Genomic DNA, 17716 nt, shown 5'->3' with positions numbered 1-17716 from the left:
GAAACTCAGCGGGTTTTTTCATTTGAAGTCGAGTACTTTTAAGCGCGCTTACGGCGGCGCACCAGAGCCCCTATCGCGCCTAAACCAGCCAACAACATGGCGTATGTCTCAGGCTCGGGTACAGCCGCCACGTGCAGTGCACCCACCAACGAAATGGAGGGAACAGTTCCGCCGGGGGCCACTGTATCGAAGCCAATCGACTGGTATTGCAAGTTTGCGCCGTTAGCGATGCCGAATGCCGAGAAGTCAACCAAGGCAACGTTCAACGCATAACCGCCAGCGGTGTAGCCCGTTGCAACCGTTTGAAAAGACAATGTTTGTGCGCCGAAGCTAACTTTCACAGAGTCTGCAATGCCGAGTTCAAAAACAGCCAAGTCTGCACCGGCACCATTGAACACATTGTTATCGGTGAAACCAAGCAACAAACTGGCACCGGGTGTGCGAGAGTACGCATAGGTCCCAGGGTTAGTGTCAGTCAATACTTGCGCCAAAGTGCCACCGGAGGTGGTATAGCTACCAAACGAGTAATACAACGCATCAGCGAACGCGTTGTCCGCGAAGCTGATGCCACCCACTGTAGTAGTCGCACTGGCACCGAGCGCGGATGCGGCCAACGCAATTGCAGTTAAAACACGTTTAATTTTCATAAGAGCTCCCATTTGAACCGGGATACACCGGCGATTAGCGCTAATTTATTTCGCTGCCAAGGCGCTCGCAATAGTTCTTTCGGATGTCTGCAAGCACTAATCCCGAAGCACGGTTCGTTGCCAATACCCCGGCGCGCTGTAACGTTCCTTGATGAAGTCAATCCACAAGCGCACCCGCAGGGGCATGTGTTTGCGTTGGGGGAAGACCGCATAGATGCCATTGGGCGGAGCGGCGTAGTCCTCCAGCACCGCGACCAAACGGCCTGCGGCGATTTCGTTCTCCACCTCCCAGGTGCTGCGCCACGCGATGCCGTAACCCCCCAGGCACCAGTCGTGCAACACCTGCCCGTCGCTGCAGTCCAGCGGGCCGGCGGGCTTGAGGTAAATCACCTCACCCGCGTCTGCACGCTCGCCTTTAGCCGCGGGCAGCTTGAAAGCCCAGCCCCGGGTTTGAGATGCGTCGCTGGACAACGTGAGGCAGTGGAAGCGGCTCAAATCGGCGGGCGTTTTGGGCGTACCGTGGCGCTTGAGGTAGGCCGGCGTGGCCACGCACAAGCGGCGGTTGTCGGCCATGCGCACGCTCACGAGCGACGAATCGGGCATGTCACCCACGCGCACGGCGCAGTCAAAGCCCTCGCCTGCAATGTCCACCACGCGGTCGCTGAGGTTGAGCGAAATCGTCACATCCGGGTGCAGCTCGCGGAACTTGGGTACCAGCGGCGCCACATGGCGGCGGCCGAAGCCCGCAGGCGCCGTGATGCGCAAATGGCCCGCCGCCTTCACGCCCCCAGCGCTCACGCTGGCCTCGGCGTTAGTCACGTCCGCGATGATGCGCTGGCAATCCTCCAGAAACGCACTGCCCTCGTGCGTGAGCGTGATGCGACGGGTGGTGCGGATCAGCAGCTTCACGCCCAAGCGTTCTTCTAGAGCGTCCAACCGTCGACCCATGATGGCGGGCGCAACGCCTTCGGCATTGGCGGCTGCGGTCAAACTGCCGCGGGTGGCCACCGAGACGAAAGATTCGAGTTGCTTGAGCTTGTCCATCTTTAGCTCCGGGAGGCCTGAACGGCAGTGCGGTCTGCGCAGGTCAAGGAGGAGCCCGCGAAGCGGGCGGGGGACACGGAGCAGGCCGCACTGCCGTTCAGGCCTCTGGCGCACGCCAGATATGCGCAAACCGCTATATTTTTCATAGCACTACGCCTTGCACATGCAGTGCCGCCACTTCGCCCGCGCTGTACCCCAGGCTTTGCAGCAGCGCGTCGGTGTGCTCGCCCAGCTTGGGCGGGTCCAGCCGCAGGCCGAGGCGCTCGCCATCCAGCGTCAAGGGCAGCAAAGGCACTTGCGTCTGGCGGCCATCAGGCAGCTCCATGGGCGCCAGCCCCCCGGTGGCTTGCAGGTGCGGGTCGTCAAACAAATGCTGCGGATCGGTGATGGGCGCAAAGGGCAGGCCCACTTGCTCAAAGCGCTGCGAAAGCTCTGCGCGGCTGAACTGCGCCAAGCGCGTGCGCAACTCGGGGATGAGCCAGCTGCGCGCCAGCACACGGTCGTTGTTGGTGGTAACGCGCGGGTCGGCAAACAGGTCGGTGTAGCCAAAGGCCTCGCAAAAGGTTTTCCATTGCCCGTCGCCCACCACGGCCAGAAAGATCTGCTCGTTGTTTTTGACGCTGAACACATCGTAAATGCCCCAAGGCGAGATGCGCTCGGGCATGGGGGCTGCCGCCTTGCCCGTCACCGCAAACTGCATCATGTGCTGGGCCACGAGGAAGATGTTGTTCTCGAAGAGCGCGCTTTGCACTTCCTGGCCCCGTCCGGTCTGCTGACGCTGCATGAGGGCAGCCATGGCGCCCACGGCACCAAAGATGCCGCCCATGATGTCGTTCACGCTTGACCCAGCGCGCAGCGGATCGCCGGGGCGCCCCGTCATGTAGGCCAGGCCGCCCATCATTTGCACCACCTCGTCCAGCGCCGTGCGGTGGTCGTAAGGGCCGGGGAGAAAGCCTTTGTGGCTCACATAAATCAGGCGCGGGTCCAGCTTGCTCAAAGACGCGTAGTCCAAGCCCAGCTTTTGCATGGTCTCGGTTTTGAAGTTCTCGCTCACGATGTCGGCCGTAGCGATCAGCTTGAGCACGATCTCGCGGCCCTGCGGGCTTTTGAGGTCCACCGCAATGCTCTTTTTGTTGCGGTTGAACAGCGGGTAAAAACCGGCGCCGCTGCCCAGCAGCTTGCGGGTGCTGTCGCCCGCCAGTGGCTCGACCTTGATGACATCCGCACCCAAGTCGCCCAGCGTCATGCCGCAAGTGGGCCCCATGACCATGTGGGTGAATTCAACGACGCGGATGCCCGCGAGGGGGAGAGCTGAGGGTGAACGGGTGTCGGTGGTCATGCGGTGCGGTCAATAACGCCAAGCCCTGCGGATTGCAGAGCAGAAACATCGGGGCCTGCCTGACACCGCAAGGCATCAGGCAGGCCACAAACTTTACGTCAATTATCGACAGCGCTTGGCGGCGTGCGGTGCAGCATCGCCACCGGTGTGGTGCAAGCCGCACCCGGGCTCGCACCACACCTGGAAGGAAGCAATCGCTTACGCAGCGCGCCTGCGGCGGGCTACAGCGCCCATCAAGCCCAAGCCAGCGAGCAGCATGGCGTAGGTTTCGGGCTCGGGCACAGGGGCTGTCAACACAATCAGCTGCGACTTGGCGTTTGCGGGTGCGCCGCTAAGTTGGTCTTGCTCGGCCAACAGGTAAATGGTGTCGTGTTCGTCAATCGTCACACCTTCAATCGCGTTGCGGGCAGCGATGTGGGTCAGGTCCAGGCGGCTGACCACCGTGCCGGCGCGGGTGACTTCGATCAACTCACGCGAATCGCCGGGGGTGGTACCGGTGCTGAGCACCAGCAAATTGTTGTTGCCCAAGATGGAGAGCGTTTGCACATCGGACAGTTGGGACAAGCCAAACAAGCTCGTCGCACCGGTGAATGACGCATTAGCAACCGCATCCGGAGATGCCACCGTGGAGAAGCTCAGGTTGTTGAAGATACTCAGCGCAGCCGGGTTGTCTTGTTTGGCTGTGACATAGCTGCCGTTACGGGCGTCGTAGCTCAGGCCCTCAATACCCACATTGCCAATCGTCGACCCCACAGAGGCAAAAGGCACTGTGCCCAAGTCGACCGAGCCACCGGCGGTGTAGCTGAAGCGGTAGATGTTTTGCAGGCGCTCCTCGGCCACAGCGAGTACGCCATTGCCTAAGTAGGCCAAGCCTTCTGAATCGTTACCGGGATTTTTGCCATTCACACCTGTGCTGAAAGCGCCCCAACCGGTGAACGCCATCGAACCTTTTGACTTGCCATCAAGTGACATTTCAATCACGCCCTTGCCCTCGTCACCAATGAAAAACAAGGTGCCACGGTCCTGCGCATAAGTGATCGCAGAACCCTCCAAGCCGGAGACACCGCCCACGCTCAGGTCGAGTCCGTAGGTGTTTTTGACGGTGTAGTTGCTCAGGCTGAACGACTGCGCAGATGCGGAGACCGAAGCCAATGCCAAAAGGATGGCGGAAACCGTGGTTTTGATATGCATGAAGAGACCTGTGAGGACAAAACGGACTTCGCCGCGCACGGGCCCCATGCCCGCCGAGGCTGAACGAGCCATGCTAAAAATACCGTGTGACAGTACGGTGTCGAAAAGCCGGTTTCCTCTGATCCGAACGGACTAGGGCTTCCGGTAAATCCCGCTGTTTGATGGCCTTTTTTGCTTAGACCGTGTAGTCCAGCACCAGTACATCGTCCAGCGCCGGCTTGAGCTGCTCGACAAACAGCAGGTGATCAGGGTGCGGCAGATAGGTCGCGCGAGCGGCCTCATCGGCAAAGGTGAGGTTGAAGCAGTGGGTAAAGCCTTTGGCCAAGCCTTCGGGACTGTTATTGGTGCCCCATTCCAGGCTTTGCACGGCGCTGATCTTGCTTGCCAATGCGGTAAACGCGGCCTCTAAGGCTTCAACCTCAGCGGGTACCGTGCTGGCTTTGAACTTCAGCAGCACCAGATGGCGTAAGGGCATGAACTACATCCTAAAAAGTCACAAATAGATTGATATTCTTCCATATAGTAATCTGCAAAGGATGGAATACAGTACATCCATAGCTTGAGGGTATTCCCCCTCGTGCGACCCGTTTTCACTTTGTTGACCGCCCCTTCCTTTGAAAGGCCCACCATGACGACAACTACCCCCCGCAAGACCGAACGCACTGCTGAGCACCGCCTGCAAGTCGCGACCAGCCTGCACAGCTTCATCCAGGACAAAGTGCTGCCCGGCACCGGCATTGCGCCTGAGGCTTTCTGGAAAGGGTTTGACGCCATCGTGGCAGACCTGGCCCCCAAGAACATTGCCCTGCTCGCCGAGCGCGACCGCCTGCAAACCGAGCTGGACACCTGGCACAAAGCCAACCCCGGCCCCATCAGCGATATGCCTGCGTACAAGGCTTTTCTGGAAAAGATCGGCTACCTGGTCGAGAGCCCCAAGAAGGTAAAGATCACCACCAAAAACGTGGACGCAGAGCTGGCCACCCAAGCCGGCCCGCAGCTGGTGGTGCCCGTGCTCAACGCCCGCTACGCGCTCAACGCCGCCAACGCCCGCTGGGGCAGCCTGTATGACGCGCTGTATGGCACTGACGTGATCAGCGAAGACAAGGGCTGCGAAAAAGTGGGGCCCAAGGGCTACAACCCTAAGCGCGGCAAAAAAGTTATTGAATACGCCCGCAACGTGCTGGACCGCTGCGCACCGCTCAAGAAAGGCTCGCACGTGGGCTCCACCGGCTACGCCATCAAGGGCGGCGACTTGGTCGTTACCCTGAAGGACGGCTCCACCTCCAAGCTGGCCGACAAGGACCAGTTCGTGGGCTTCCAGGGCTCTGCCAAAGATCCTTCCAGCGTGCTGGTGATTCACAACGGCCTGCACCTCGACATCATCATCAACCGCGCTACGCCCATCGGCAAAACCGATGCCGCCGGTGTGAGCGACCTGGTGCTCGAAGCAGCCCTCTCCACCATCCTGGACCTGGAAGACTCCGTGGCCGTGGTGGACGCCGAAGACAAAGTGCTGGCCTACGGCAACTGGCTGGGCATTCTGCAAGGCACGTTGGTCGAGAGCTTTGAGAAAGGCGGCAAAACACTGACCCGTGGCCTGAACGGCGACCGCGTGTACACCGCGCCCGACGGCAAGAAAGACGTCAAGCTGCACGGCCGCAGCCTCATGTTTGTGCGCAATGTGGGCCACCTGATGACCAACCCGGCCATCACCTACACCGCTGCCGACGGCTCCACCCAAGAAATCCCCGAAGGCATCATGGACGCCGTGGTCACCACCACCATCGCCCTGCATGACCTGAAGAAGACCAAGAAGGACGCCATCCGCAACTCGCGCAAGGGTTCGGTCTACATCGTCAAGCCCAAGATGCACGGCCCCGCAGAAGTGGCGTTTGCCGCTGAGCTGTTCACTCGCGTGGAGCAGATGCTGGGCCTGCCGGACAGCACCGTGAAGCTGGGCATCATGGACGAAGAGCGCCGCACCAGCGTGAACCTGAAGGCCTGCATTGCCGCCGCCCAAAGCCGCGTGGCCTTCATCAACACCGGCTTCCTGGACCGCACCGGCGACGAGATGCATACCGCCATGCAAGCCGGCCCATGATCCGCAAAGCGGACATGAAGAGCAGCGCCTGGATTGCAGCCTACGAGAAGAACAACGTGCTGGTGGGCTTGTCCAGCGGCCTGCGCGGCAAGGCGCAAATCGGCAAGGGCATGTGGGCTATGCCTGACCTGATGAAGGCCATGATGGAGCAGAAAATCGGCCACCCCAAAGCAGGTGCCAACACCGCTTGGGTGCCAAGCCCCACCGGCGCCACGCTGCACGCCCTGCACTACCACCAGTTGCTGGTGAGCGACGTGCAAAAGGAACTGGAAAAGACCAACTACGAGAAAGCCCGCCCCGGCATCCTCGACAACCTGCTGCAGATCCCGGTGACTGCCACCCCGAACTGGACGGAAGCTGAAAAGCAAGCCGAGCTGGACAACAACGCCCAAGGCATTCTGGGTTACGTAGTGCGCTGGGTGGACCAAGGCGTGGGCTGCTCCAAGGTGCCCGACATCAACGACATCGGCCTCATGGAAGACCGCGCCACCCTACGCATCAGCAGCCAGCACATGGCCAACTGGTTGCACCACGGTGTGGTGACCAAGGCCCAGGTGGAAGAAACTTTCCAACGCATGGCCGCCAAGGTGGACAAGCAAAACGCCGGCGACAAGCTCTACACCCCCATGGTGGGCAACTTCAAGGGCGCGGCCTACCAGGCAGCGACCGAGCTGGTGTTCAAGGGATTGGCGCAGCCAAGCGGTTACACCGAGCCGCTGTTGCATGCATGGCGCTTGAAGGTGAAGGCGGCTGCTTAAACCGCCCAAGGCGAGCAGCTCACTATCAATTTAGGAGCTGCTCGCACACTATTCACCTAGGCAATCGTCTGTTTCCATGCTTTATCGGCACGGTGGAGCTAGGCAACAAATCCGGAGATATCCGCCGTCAAATCCGGGTGTCCAGCGAAAAGCTCAATCACGAAGTCAACAAAAGCACGCACCCGCGCGGGCAGTTGTTTGCGAGTGGGGTAGTGAATGAAGAGTTGAATGTTCTCAGCCACGCTATCGGGCAAAAGCACTTTGAGCTGCCCGTTGCGCAGCATGGGTAGCGCCAGTGGCTGGGGCAGTTGGGCAATTCCCAAGCCACCGCTACAAGCCTGCGCCAAGCTTCGAAAATCGTTGCAAATAAAGTGACCCGGCAACTGTAGAAACCGCATGCTGCGTGCTCCTGCACCGGCTTCGCCGCCACGGGTTTGAACGATAAAGGGCGTGGTCTGCTCCCGCCCGGTGATCTGCATCAGCAGCGCTTGGTGCTTTTCCAAATCCTCCAAGCTCTGCGGTAGACCCGCTTGCGCCAAATACGCAGGCGATGCGCACAAAAGTAACCGCAGCGGCCCGAGCGGCCGCGCCACAAATGCTGCATCGTCCAGCGCGCCCACCCGAATGCCGACATCAAAACGCTTGTTGATCAAAGGGCTGCTGTCTTCGCTCAACTCCAGCTCCAGCGCGATGCCCGGATAGCGCTGCAGAAACTTGGGCAAGAGCGGGATCAGGTACAGATACGCGACCGGCGAAATCACGGTGGCTCGCAACTTGCCGCTGGCACTGCGCGCATCGCTGGCGACTTCTTTACAGGCCGCATCGAGCTGCGCGAGTGGAAGGCGGCACTGCTCCAGAAAAGCTTGGCCTTCCGGTGTGAGCTGTAAGGCGCGGGTGCTCCGCGCGAGCAGGCGCACACCCAGGGCAGCTTCCAAGCGGCTGATGTTTTGACTGACGGCTACTGCGGAAATACCGAGATCCTTCGCCGCTTTGGCAAAGCTGCCGAGCTCAGCGGTGCGGGTGAAGTTAAGAATGCCTCGAAGACTTTGCATTCGTGGAATTCTCAAGCACTACGCGCATATTACAAAGTTTTAGTTTGGTATTTATGAAGCATTAGGTCAGTTGCACAACACTTTGGCGACTTTTAGAGTTCATCCATGCTCAATTTCGGGCTGATTTTTGAAAGTACCTGACCATGAAATACCTCCTTTTGTGCCAAATGCAACCCGCCGCGCTGACCGACGTACCCGATTCGGCCATGCAACAAATGATGCAAGCCATGATGGCTTACAACCAGCAACTGATACAAGCTGGCGTGCTGATCGCCGCTGGCCAGCTTGCTCCACCAGAATCCGCCCAGCGGGTGTTTGCCGAAAAAGGCCGGATCAAAACTGAAGAGGGCTTCGCCCTCAAAGGCGACACACAAATCGGCGGCTACTACCTGATCGACGTTCCCGGCGAACCAGAGGCCACAGGCTGGGCGGCCAAATGCCCAGCCACCCAGTTTGGCGCGCTGGAAGTACGCCAAGTGGCGTACTCACCTGTCTGAACTCGACCATTTCATCAACGCCAGATACGATGAACCACACACTGCCCCAACCCTCCTCCCTCAACAAAGAAAGCGCCAGAGCCATGCAATTCGAAGCCAGCATCACCATCAATGCCCCAGCAACCACTGTGTTCGCCCTTTATGCCAATGTCGCGGGCTGGCCCGTTTGGGACCCTGATTTAAAAGCGGCGAGCCTGGCTGGCCCCTTAGTTTCAGGTGCGGTGGGCGAGGTATCGCCCCACAGTGGGCCCAAGTCTGCACTGCGGTTTGTCGAAGTGATTCAGGGCAAAAGCGTGCGCATGGAATGCAAATTGCCCTTGGGGATGATGCAATTCGACTATGAGTTGCAAGCGCAAGGCGCCAGCACCGTCGCAACGCATCGCACTACGTTCTCAGGCTTTCTTGCCCCTCTTTGGAGTCGCTTGATCGGCTCCGGCATGAAGAAGACGCTGCCTGCTGCCCTCGCTGGCCTTAAACGCACAGCAGAGGCAGCTTAAAGACCAGGCGCCCATGCATTCCGTTGCTGTGACCTTGTTTTTTGCAGCGTGCTGCGCATTGATGCAGTGCCTGCTCACTGTATTGGTGATCCGCCGCCGGCTGAAAGCGGGAGTCTACTTCTTGGACGGCGGTGACGACCCTTTGCTGCGCCGCATCCGTGCACACGGCAACTTTGCCGAAACAGCGCCGATGGCTTTGCTGCTGATGGCGCTGCTGGAATTCAGTGGTTTGGGTCGCGTGTGGTTGATAGTTTTCGGGGTCGCCTTGCTGCTAGGCCGCGTCATCCATGCAACGAGTTTGCTGACGAACCATGCAGCCTGGAGCCGCAGCTTGGGTATGGCGCTCACCATCGGGGTGATAAGTATCGAAGCGGTATGCGGGTTGTGGTTGGTTTTTCGCTGACTTTCCCTAACCCTCTCGTGGGTGGAGCAAGGTCCCCAAAAGCCCGCGCCCAACAATGCGATGGCTTTCGCGCGACACTCGGGGAGTCCACTAACAGAGACCCAGAACATGCACCCGGAAGACGACACCCCACCTCAGCGGCCACGTTGGCTTGCGGCGGCACTTATCGTGGCGGTGCTTGTGGTCGTCGCAGGCATGCTGATCGTGGGCTGGCGCACGCTGCAGGCCGACAACAGCAAAGGCGAAACGATACAAAGTGCCGCCGTACCTGCAAAAAGCGCCAGCGGTGTGGTGGCGGCAACGTCACCGGCTGCCCCCGCTGCTTCGCTGGCGCTGGGCCAAGCTGCTGTTAAGGCGTCCAACTGTATGCGCTGCCATGGCGTGGACAGGCGTTATGTCGGCCCCGCATTCAATCAAGTGGTTGCGCGCTATCAAGACCGACCGGATGCGGTGGACTACCTGGCGGGCAAGATTCGCAATGGGGGCTCTGGCGAGTGGGGCCGGGCCCTGATGCCCCGCCACCCGCAGCTCAGCGAGGAGCAAGCGCGGCAGATGGCGCAGTGGGTGATGTCGCTGCCCCCGGCAGTGCAATGAGCTACAGCAAAACCTAAAAACGCTACGTTTTTAGTAGCTACCTGCGCATATTCCATGGGCGCTAGAGGCCCATTTCATACTTCAATGCGTTAGGCTGCGGCCATGTGTCGGACCGCCCGGATGTCGTCCGGACCGGTACGGCAGCAGCCACCAATCATGCGGGCACCCTTGGCCTGCCAGCGCGCAGCCATCTCCGCATAAGCATCCGCCGGGTTGCAGGCACCGGTCCAGACCTTGCCTTGGGCGTCGTAGTGTTCACCCGAGTTCGGGTAGACCAGTACCGGCTTGGTGGTGCGGGCCTTGGCCTGCTCCACCAGGCTGGCCACGTGCTCAGGGGCCGTGCAGTTCACGCCGATGGCAACGATGTGCGGGAAAGCCTCCAGCGCGGCCACGCAATCGGCCAAGCGCTCGCCCTGCACGTTGTGCTCGCCGTCTTTGCAGGAAAAACTGATCCACGCAGTGATGTTGTTTTGTTCTGCGAGCACATCGGCAATCGCCAAGGCCTCGTCCAGGCAGGGAATCGTCTCGCAGGCCAGCAGGTCGGCGCCCGAGGTGGCCAGCACCTGCATGCGTTCGCGGTGGAAGTTGGCCAGCGCCGCACGGCTCAGGCCGTAGTGACCGCGGTACTCCGAGCCATCCGCCAGCATGGCGCCATAGGGGCCTACCGACGCAGCCACCAGCGGGCGCAGGCGCCCCACGCGGTTGGCAGGCTCGGCCCAGAAGGCATCGCGCGCCTCAATGGCCAAGGTAACGGACAGGCGCATCAAGTCCGCGGCCTCCGCCCGGCTCATGCCTCGGCGGGCAAAGGCTTCAAAGGTGGCTTGGTAGCTGGCGGTGGTGGCCACATCGGCCCCGGCGGCAAAGTAGTCCGCATGCACCGCGCGAATGAGTTCGGGTTGCTCGATCAGCAGCTTGGCGGACCACAGCGCGTCATTCAAATTGGCGCCGCGTCGCTCCAGCTCGGTGGCCAGGGCACCGTCCAGCACCATCAGGCGGTCGTGGGCGAGAAAACTATTCAGGGGATTCAGCAACATGGAGATCATTCAAAAATTCGAGGATGAGCTTAGACAAAGCGCCTGCGCGGCGGCGGCAATTTGCTGGGCCTCTGTGCAGACAAGCAGCTCAGGCAGCGTGGCTTTTGCGGCGTCGCTCCAGAAAATGCACACCCGCCGAAATCAGCAGGGTCAGCGCGCCATAGACCACGCCAGCCAACACCAGCGCATCCGTGGTGTAGGACTCATTAGAGAGGCGGCGGGCCACTCCCGTCAGGTCAAACACAGTGATCGTGCTCACTAGCGCTGTGGCTTTGAGCAAAGACACCACTTCGTTACCCAAAGCAGGAGTCGCAATCCGCAAAGCCTGCGGCAGCACGATACGGCGCAGCAGAGTGCCGGACGGCATACCAAAGGCCCGAGCCGCCTCGGTTTGGCCAGCGGGAATGGCCAGAATGCCGGCGCGGATGTCTTCGGCCATGTAGGCGGCAATGTTCAGCGTCAGGGCTATGAGCCCGCAGTAAAACTCGTCTTCCAGCACCACCCACGCAACGGACGCCCGCACCCACTCAAACTGACTGAGCCCGTAATACAGCAGGAACATTTGCACCAGCAGCGGCGTGCCCCGAAAAGCGGCGCCATACAAGCGCACCAGTCGCCGCACCACAGGCCCGCCGTGGGTGGCGCCCAGTGCCAAGCAAAGCGCCAGCACCAAACCGGCAGCCCCTGAGGCAGCCCACAGCTGCAAGGTGACGACCAAGCCCTCCCACAGCTCGGCACGGTTGTCCTGCAGCAGGACGAAGATGTCGGTAAACCAGGCGTCCATAGCTAGCTGCGGTGAGCCTGATAGGGGCGCTGCGCCCGCCGCTCCAGCGCGGAAACCAGCGGGTCAGACAGCGCCAGCAGGCAAAAATACATCACGGCTGCCGCCATCAAAAACATAAAAGGCTGATGCGAGGCCTGCGCCGCCATGTTGGACTTTTTGAGCAAGTCTTCCAGACCGACCACCGACACTAGCGAGGTGTCTTTGAGCAGGGATTGCCAGAGGTTGCCCAGACTGGGAATGGCGATGCGCCAGGCCTGCGGTAAGCGCACCAGGAAGAAGGTTTGCACCGGGCTCAGGCCCAGCGAGCTGGCGGCTTCCAGCTGCCCGCGCTCCAACGCCACAAAGCTGCCGCGAAACACCTCGGAGGAGTAGGCACCCAGCACCAGCGCCAGAGACACCACGCCCGCAAAAAACGGGCTAATGTCAAACGCGCTGTCAAAGTGGTTGTTGATAAGGTTCGAGAGCCCGAAGTAGCACACCAGCACCACCAGAAACTCGGGCACCCCGCGCAGTACGCCGGTGAGTACCGCCACCGGGCGGCGCAGCCAGGCGTAGCGGCTGAGCTGGCAGGCCGCCAGCACCAAGCCCAGGGCCAGCCCGCACACCAGGGCGGCGCAGGCCAATTGCACGGTCATCAGCGCACCTTGCAGCAGCTGGCCCGTGTAGGCCTGCAAAACATCCATCTCGGCTCCGGGAAAGCGCGGCCACCGCCCGCTCGGGGCGGTGGCGGCCTGTCAATTACTTGCTAGCGGGAGCAATGCTAAACGGAAACACTTTCTTGTTCTCCGCAGCGAAGGTGCCATCGGTCAGCACTTTCTTGATGGCGGCGTTGAAGCGGGCCTTCAGGGGGTCACCCTTGCGCACAGCAATACCGGTGCCTTCGCCGAAAATTTCTACGTCGTTCACCGGCTTGCCGGCGAAGTCGAAGCCCTTGGCCTTGCCGGTTTTCTCCAGCCACTCGTAAGCAACGGTGGTGTCGGTCAAGGTGGTGTTCAAGCGGCCGGCTTCCAGGTCCAACCAGATAGCGTCCTGGTTGGGGTAAGACTTAGTGGCGACGCCGGACTTGGCCTTGGGCAGGCGCTTCTTGAAGTAGGTCTCGCTATTGGAGCCGCTGTACACGCCCACGGTCTTGCCGCGCAGGGTGGCCGGATCTTCGTTGATGCCGGAGCCCACTTTGGCTACGTACTGCACCGGCGCCAGGGTGAATAGGTCGGTAAAGTCCACCGCTTTTTTGCGCTCAGCAGTGATGGACATCTGGGCCAGCACGGCGTCAATCTTCTTGGCTTTGAGCGCGGGGATGAGCGCATCGAAGTCCATGGTCACGTACTCGCACTTGGCTTGCATGTGCTTGCACATCGCGTTTCCCAACTCGATTTCCATGCCCTTGAGTTGGCCGGTCGCATCCTTGTACTCAAACGGCGGGTAGTCGGACAGGGTGCCGATACGCACCACGTCTTGGGCTTGGGCCAAACCAGCCGCTAGGAACAGACCACCCAACAAGGCTTTCACAAACTGACGCTTCATTCTTTGTTTCTCCATCCGGGCGCCCCACCGCAAGACGCCGCTTTATTCACCCAACACTGCGTTTTCAAGACGCAAAGGAAACTCAAGTTTCGCCCAAAGAAATAACGGCAGGCGGCATATTCGGCACTTTTCACGCGGCAAAACGGCACACAAGGCACCTTGCACGCCGATGGAGCCCAACACCCCACGCTGCCTACAATGCACCGATGGAAACGCCTTTGGACCCCTTTGACCGGAAAATTCTGGAGTTCGTGCAACGCGATTGCCAAGTCAATGCAGAAGTGATTGCCGAGGCCGTCGGCCTGTCCGCATCCGCGGTGCAACGCCGCCTGCGCCGGTTGCGGGCGGAGAAGGTGATTACGGCCGAGGTAGCCATCGTGGACCCGCAGGTGGTGGGCCAGCGCATGCAGTTCATCGCCGGCATCGAGCTCAAAGACAACTACGAGGCCCTGCCCCGCATCCGCGTATGGGTGCAAAAAGAGCCTGAAGTGCAGCAGCTCTTTTACGTCACCGGCGCGGTCGACCTGGTGATGGTCATCCTGAGCAAAAGCGTGAAGGAGTACGACGCTCTCTCCGCCCGACTCATGGCCGAAGTGCCCCAGGTGATTCGCATGACCACCAATGTGGTGATCGATGCAATGAAATCCGACCTCTATGTGCCGGTGGACGAATAAGGCCGCCCGTCACCGGCAACAAGACCTGGTGCTCACCAAGCCCTGAAAGGGTGTGTTGCGAGGTTGGAGTTGAAATAGCGGGCATCGTGGGTGACCTCTGCGCCCAGCCAAGCGGGGTGCTCAAAGGCCTGGTCTTCGGACGCCAGCTCCAGTTCTGCGACCACCAAGCCCGCGTTGTCGCCCGCAAACTCGTCGACCTCCCAGCGCATGCCGGCATGCAGCACGATGTAGCGGGTCTTCTCAATCAAGGGGCCATCGCACAAAGCCAGAAGCGCAACCGCATCCGCGCACGGGATCGGGTACTCAAACTCAGCCCGACTGGCGCCGGTACTTTGGCCCTTGACGGTTAGATAAGCAGCATCCCCAGCCAGGCGCACCCGTACCGTGCGTGCTTTGTCCCGATTCAGGTAGCCCTGCCGGTACAACACGCCACTGTCGTTGCGCCAAGCGTCCCCGCTCACCAAAAACTTGCGTTCGATCTCAATCCCCATGAAGCACTCCGTGTGTGAGCTGCGGGCAGCGGATGGCTACACTGCCAACACCATGACCACTCCGCCAACCATCAACCCTCAAGTGTGCCCTGTGTGCGGCAAGGCGAACCAGTGCGCCATGGAGCTTGCGAAATCTACCGGCCAAGCGCAAGGCCCTTGCTGGTGCACGCAGGTGAGTTTCAGCGCAGAACTACTCGGCCGCATTCCCCCGCAAGCTCAGGGTTTGGCCTGCGTCTGCGCAGATTGCGCTACTCAATCTGGTGCAGCGCCGTCAGATTGATCAGTGCCGAAATCACTTCAGCTTTGAAGCCGACCCGTTTGGTAGCGCCATCTGAGTAGCCCCCATTCAAGATCAGGGTCCGGATGTACTCCACGCAATCCCGGTGGCCCCAGAACCGCTCGATCGCCAGGGCAATGCGGATGTGGTGCTCCGCGATGATGGCCATCTCATGGTCAATACGGGCCTGCAAGGGCCGCTCGTTCAGAGGCAGGGGGCGCGTGTCCAAGTCATCGTCTTCCCACTGCAAGGAGGGGAAGCCGGTTTCGGTGTAACGAGAGTCTTTGGGGTCAGTCACCAGAGTTCACTTAGGTGGTTCTGCTCACACTTTACCCCATGCCCCTTGTCTTCGCAGCGCAAAAATACGGCGGCACAATGGGCGCATGACCAGCCATCCCTCTTTCATCGCACCCGCCCGATTCACCGACGCCGCCGCTGCGCTGGCGCAGGTTCACGCCATTTACGACCAAAGCATCGCCCATCTGCGCCAAGCGATGCAACGATTTGTGGCCGGCGAGGATCTGGGTGGCCATGTGCGCGCCTGCTACCCGCTGGTGCGCATCCACACCGACACCGTGTCGCGCAAGGCGGCGGCCGACATTGCTTGCCTGAGCTACGGCTTTGTGGCAGGCCCCGGCCGTTTTGAGACCACGCTCACGCGGCCTGACCTGTACCACCGCTACTACCTTGAGCAGTTCCGCTTGCTGCTGCAAAACCACGGCGGTGAAATTGAGGTGGCCACCAGCAACCAGCCGATTCCGGTGCACTTTTCGTTTGCAGAGCATGACCATGTGGAAGGCCAGATGAGCGCCGAGCGCCGCACCCTGATGCGCGATGTGTTCGACCTGCCCGACCTCGCCGCCATGGACGACGGCATTGCCAACGGCACCTACCAGCCCCGCCCGGGCGAGCCCCTGCCGCTGTCGCTGTTCACCGCGCCGCGCATGGACTATTCGCTGCACCGCTTGCGCCACTACACCGGCACCGGCCCGGAGCACTTCCAGAACTTTGTGCTTTTCACCAACTACCAGTTCTACATCGACGAGTTCATCGCGCTGGGCCGCAAAGCCATGCAGGACCCGGACAGCGAATACATCGCTTTTGTGGAGCCCGGCAACATGGTCACCCGCCGGGTCGGTCTGCCGGCAGAGGCCGCAGACGCACTGGGCAAAGAGCCCCCCCGCCTGCCTCAAATGCCCGGCTACCATCTGGTCCGGGCCGACAACGCGGGCATCACCATGGTGAACATCGGCGTGGGTCCGGCCAACGCCAAAAACATCACCGACCATATTGCCGTGCTGCGGCCGCATGCGTGGATCATGCTGGGCCACTGCGCCGGCCTGCGCAACAGCCAGCAGCTGGGCGACTATGTGCTGGCCCATGGCTATGTGCGCGAAGACCATGTGCTGGACGAAGAGCTGCCGCTGTGGGTGCCGATTCCAGCCCTCGCGGAGATCCAGGTGGCATTGGAGCAAGCCGTGGCCGATGTGACGCAGGTCAGCGGCAGCGCACTCAAGAGCATCATGCGCACCGGCACCGTGGCCAGCACCGACAACCGCAACTGGGAGCTGCTGCCCGACAACCAGCCCCAGCGCCGCTTCAGCCAAAGCCGCGCGGTGGCGCTGGACATGGAGAGCGCCACGATTGCTGCCAACGGCTTCCGCTTTCGGGTGCCCTATGGCACCTTGCTGTGCGTGAGCGACAAGCCGTTGCACGGCGAAATCAAGCTGCCCGGTATGGCCAACCACTTCTACCGGGAGCGGGTAGATCAGCATTTACGCATCGGCATCCGCGCGCTAGAACTGCTGCGCTCACAAGGTATAGACCAGTTGCACAGCCGCAAGCTGCGCAGTTTTGCGGAAGTGGCATTTCAATAATGACAACACCGAACTCCACTTTTTTCGAGGTCGACCGCCTCTACAAGCGCTATGGCGATGCCGAGGTCGTCAAAGACCTGAGCTTCAGCATCGCACCGGGCGAGTGCCTGGGTGTGATCGGCCCCAACGGTGCCGGCAAAACCACCACCATCCGCATGTGCTTGGGCCACACCCTGCCCGATGGGGGCACGATCACTGCGATGGGTTTGCAGATGCCCCATGAGGCGATGGCCATCAAAGCGCAACTGGGCGTGGTGACCCAGTTCGATACCCTGGACCCGGACTTCACTTGCGCCGAGAACCTGCTGGTTTATGGCCGCTACTTTGGCATGAAGGACGCTGCCATCAAGGCCCGGATTCCGCAGCTGCTGGAGTTTGCGGCTCTGACCCACAAGGCCAACGCCAAACCCGGCGAACTGTCCGGCGGCATGCGCCGCCGCCTGAGCTTGGCCCGCGCACTGGTGAACGACCCCAAGCTGCTGCTGCTCGACGAGCCCACCACCGGCTTGGACCCGCAGGCCCGCCACCTCATGTGGGAGCGCTTGCAGGTGCTGCTACAGCAAGGCAAGTCGATCCTGCTGACCACCCACTTCATGGACGAGGCCGAGCGCCTGTGCAACCGCCTGCTGGTGCTGGACCATGGCAAAAAGATTGCCGAAGGCACCCCGCGCGACCTGATTGCCGCCCACCTAGAGCCTGATGTGGTAGAGGTGTTCGGCGTTGGCGCCCACGCGCTGCTAGACAGCCCCTTGCGTAGTTTGGCTGCGCGGGTGGAGGTGAGCGGCGAAACCGTCTTCTTCTACACCCAGGACTCCGCCCAGTTGCTGCAGGCGTTGGTCGCTTATCCGCAGTTGCGCACCCTGCACCGCCCGGCCAACCTGGAAGACCTGTTTTTGAAATTGACCGGACGCCAGATCCGGGAGGACGCCTGA

19 protein-coding genes and 3 pseudogenes are annotated in these 17716 nt (G+C 60.9%); 9 read left to right on the top strand and 13 right to left on the bottom strand.

Annotation, left to right across the window (positions count from 1 at the left end; genetic code table 11):
- Positions 1–38 precede the first annotated feature (38 nt).
- From RAE19_RS11025 to RAE19_RS11005, 6 genes and pseudogenes are all read right to left on the bottom strand, one after another.
- On the bottom strand, positions 39–647 hold the full coding sequence (locus tag RAE19_RS11025) for a PEP-CTERM sorting domain-containing protein (protein WP_313874931.1): 609 nt from the start codon (positions 645–647) through the stop codon (positions 39–41).
- A 96-nt stretch (positions 648–743) separates the two neighbouring features.
- Positions 744–1691, bottom strand: a complete 948-nt coding sequence (locus RAE19_RS11020) for a LysR family transcriptional regulator (protein WP_313868459.1) — start codon at positions 1689–1691, stop codon at positions 744–746.
- 142 nt (positions 1692–1833) lie between these two features.
- Positions 1834–3030: a CaiB/BaiF CoA transferase family protein gene (locus tag RAE19_RS11015; RefSeq protein WP_313874930.1), complete on the bottom strand. Its 1197-nt coding sequence runs from the start codon at positions 3028–3030 to the stop codon at positions 1834–1836.
- A gap of 198 nt (positions 3031–3228) precedes the next feature.
- Positions 3229–3312: pseudogene (locus tag RAE19_RS19440) on the bottom strand (PEP-CTERM sorting domain-containing protein); the annotation flags it as partial.
- Positions 3313–3387: 75 nt separating this feature from the next.
- Positions 3388–4221 (bottom strand): annotated as a pseudogene (locus RAE19_RS11010) (SdiA-regulated domain-containing protein); the annotation flags it as partial.
- 175 nt (positions 4222–4396) lie between these two features.
- Complete coding sequence (locus tag RAE19_RS11005; protein ID WP_313874928.1) at positions 4397–4696, bottom strand: Dabb family protein; 300 nt, start codon at positions 4694–4696, stop codon at positions 4397–4399.
- Positions 4697–4849: 153 nt separating this feature from the next.
- On the opposite strand from RAE19_RS11005, the pseudogene RAE19_RS11000 reads away from it, so the two are divergent.
- A pseudogene (locus tag RAE19_RS11000) lies at positions 4850–7080 on the top strand (malate synthase G).
- Positions 7081–7178: 98 nt separating this feature from the next.
- Here RAE19_RS11000 and RAE19_RS10995 read toward each other — a convergent pair.
- Positions 7179–8132 (bottom strand): LysR family transcriptional regulator, encoded by a 954-nt coding sequence (locus tag RAE19_RS10995; protein ID WP_313874927.1) that lies wholly within the window; start codon positions 8130–8132, stop codon positions 7179–7181.
- A gap of 143 nt (positions 8133–8275) precedes the next feature.
- Between RAE19_RS10995 and RAE19_RS10990 the strand changes: the two genes are divergently transcribed.
- The 4 genes from RAE19_RS10990 (at position 8276) to RAE19_RS10975 (ending at position 10123) form a co-directional block, all read left to right on the top strand.
- The gene (locus tag RAE19_RS10990; protein ID WP_313874926.1) at positions 8276–8629 is read left to right on the top strand and encodes a YciI family protein; all 354 of its coding nucleotides are present in this window, start codon (positions 8276–8278) and stop codon (positions 8627–8629) included.
- A 29-nt stretch (positions 8630–8658) separates the two neighbouring features.
- Positions 8659–9126 (top strand): SRPBCC family protein, encoded by a 468-nt coding sequence (locus RAE19_RS10985; protein ID WP_313874925.1) that lies wholly within the window; start codon positions 8659–8661, stop codon positions 9124–9126.
- 13 nt (positions 9127–9139) lie between these two features.
- On the top strand, positions 9140–9529 hold the full coding sequence (locus RAE19_RS10980) for an MAPEG family protein (RefSeq protein WP_313874924.1): 390 nt from the start codon (positions 9140–9142) through the stop codon (positions 9527–9529).
- Between the two features lie 108 nt (positions 9530–9637).
- Complete coding sequence (locus RAE19_RS10975; protein ID WP_313874923.1) at positions 9638–10123, top strand: c-type cytochrome; 486 nt, start codon at positions 9638–9640, stop codon at positions 10121–10123.
- Positions 10124–10212: 89 nt separating this feature from the next.
- Here the strand turns inward: RAE19_RS10975 and mmuM are convergent, their stop codons facing one another.
- The 4 genes from mmuM to RAE19_RS10955 form a co-directional block, all read right to left on the bottom strand.
- A complete protein-coding gene (gene mmuM / locus RAE19_RS10970) occupies positions 10213–11157 on the bottom strand; it encodes a homocysteine S-methyltransferase (RefSeq protein WP_313874922.1) in 945 nt (314 codons plus the stop codon).
- A gap of 88 nt (positions 11158–11245) precedes the next feature.
- Complete coding sequence (locus tag RAE19_RS10965) at positions 11246–11941, bottom strand: ABC transporter permease (RefSeq protein ID WP_313874921.1); 696 nt, start codon at positions 11939–11941, stop codon at positions 11246–11248.
- 2 nt (positions 11942–11943) lie between these two features.
- Positions 11944–12624: an ABC transporter permease gene (locus RAE19_RS10960; RefSeq protein WP_313874920.1), complete on the bottom strand. Its 681-nt coding sequence runs from the start codon at positions 12622–12624 to the stop codon at positions 11944–11946.
- A 55-nt stretch (positions 12625–12679) separates the two neighbouring features.
- The gene (locus RAE19_RS10955) at positions 12680–13465 is read right to left on the bottom strand and encodes a transporter substrate-binding domain-containing protein (RefSeq protein ID WP_313874919.1); all 786 of its coding nucleotides are present in this window, start codon (positions 13463–13465) and stop codon (positions 12680–12682) included.
- A 206-nt stretch (positions 13466–13671) separates the two neighbouring features.
- Between RAE19_RS10955 and RAE19_RS10950 the strand changes: the two genes are divergently transcribed.
- Complete coding sequence (locus RAE19_RS10950) at positions 13672–14139, top strand: Lrp/AsnC family transcriptional regulator (protein ID WP_313874918.1); 468 nt, start codon at positions 13672–13674, stop codon at positions 14137–14139.
- A 32-nt stretch (positions 14140–14171) separates the two neighbouring features.
- Here RAE19_RS10950 and RAE19_RS10945 read toward each other — a convergent pair whose 3' ends face one another.
- Entirely contained in the window at positions 14172–14630 is a 459-nt protein-coding gene (locus RAE19_RS10945; protein ID WP_313874917.1) for a CYTH domain-containing protein, read from the bottom strand.
- Here RAE19_RS10945 and RAE19_RS10940 point away from each other — a divergent pair.
- Complete coding sequence (locus RAE19_RS10940) at positions 14629–14910, top strand: cysteine-rich CWC family protein (RefSeq protein WP_313874916.1); 282 nt, start codon at positions 14629–14631, stop codon at positions 14908–14910. The two genes, RAE19_RS10945 and RAE19_RS10940, sit on opposite strands and share 2 nt — an antisense overlap.
- Here RAE19_RS10940 and RAE19_RS10935 read toward each other — a convergent pair.
- Positions 14879–15205 carry a hypothetical protein gene (locus tag RAE19_RS10935; RefSeq protein ID WP_313874915.1) on the bottom strand — a complete coding sequence of 109 codons (327 nt, stop codon included), beginning with the start codon at positions 15203–15205 and terminating at the stop codon, positions 14879–14881. The genes RAE19_RS10940 and RAE19_RS10935 overlap by 32 nt on opposite strands.
- Before the next feature lie 85 nt (positions 15206–15290).
- Here RAE19_RS10935 and RAE19_RS10930 point away from each other — a divergent pair, with 85 nt between their 5' ends.
- Both RAE19_RS10930 and RAE19_RS10925 read left to right on the top strand, forming a co-directional pair.
- Positions 15291–16784 (top strand): AMP nucleosidase, encoded by a 1494-nt coding sequence (locus tag RAE19_RS10930; protein WP_313874914.1) that lies wholly within the window; start codon positions 15291–15293, stop codon positions 16782–16784.
- Positions 16784–17716 carry an ATP-binding cassette domain-containing protein gene (locus RAE19_RS10925; protein WP_313874913.1) on the top strand — a complete coding sequence of 311 codons (933 nt, stop codon included), beginning with the start codon at positions 16784–16786 and terminating at the stop codon, positions 17714–17716. The genes RAE19_RS10930 and RAE19_RS10925 overlap by 1 nt, the downstream gene beginning before the upstream one ends.

The organism is Rhodoferax potami, assembly GCF_032193805.1.
GTDB lineage: Bacteria > Pseudomonadota > Gammaproteobacteria > Burkholderiales > Burkholderiaceae_C > Allorhodoferax > Allorhodoferax potami_A.
Note: the sequence above shows the minus strand (reverse complement) of the source record. Positions and strands in the feature narration are given on the sequence as shown.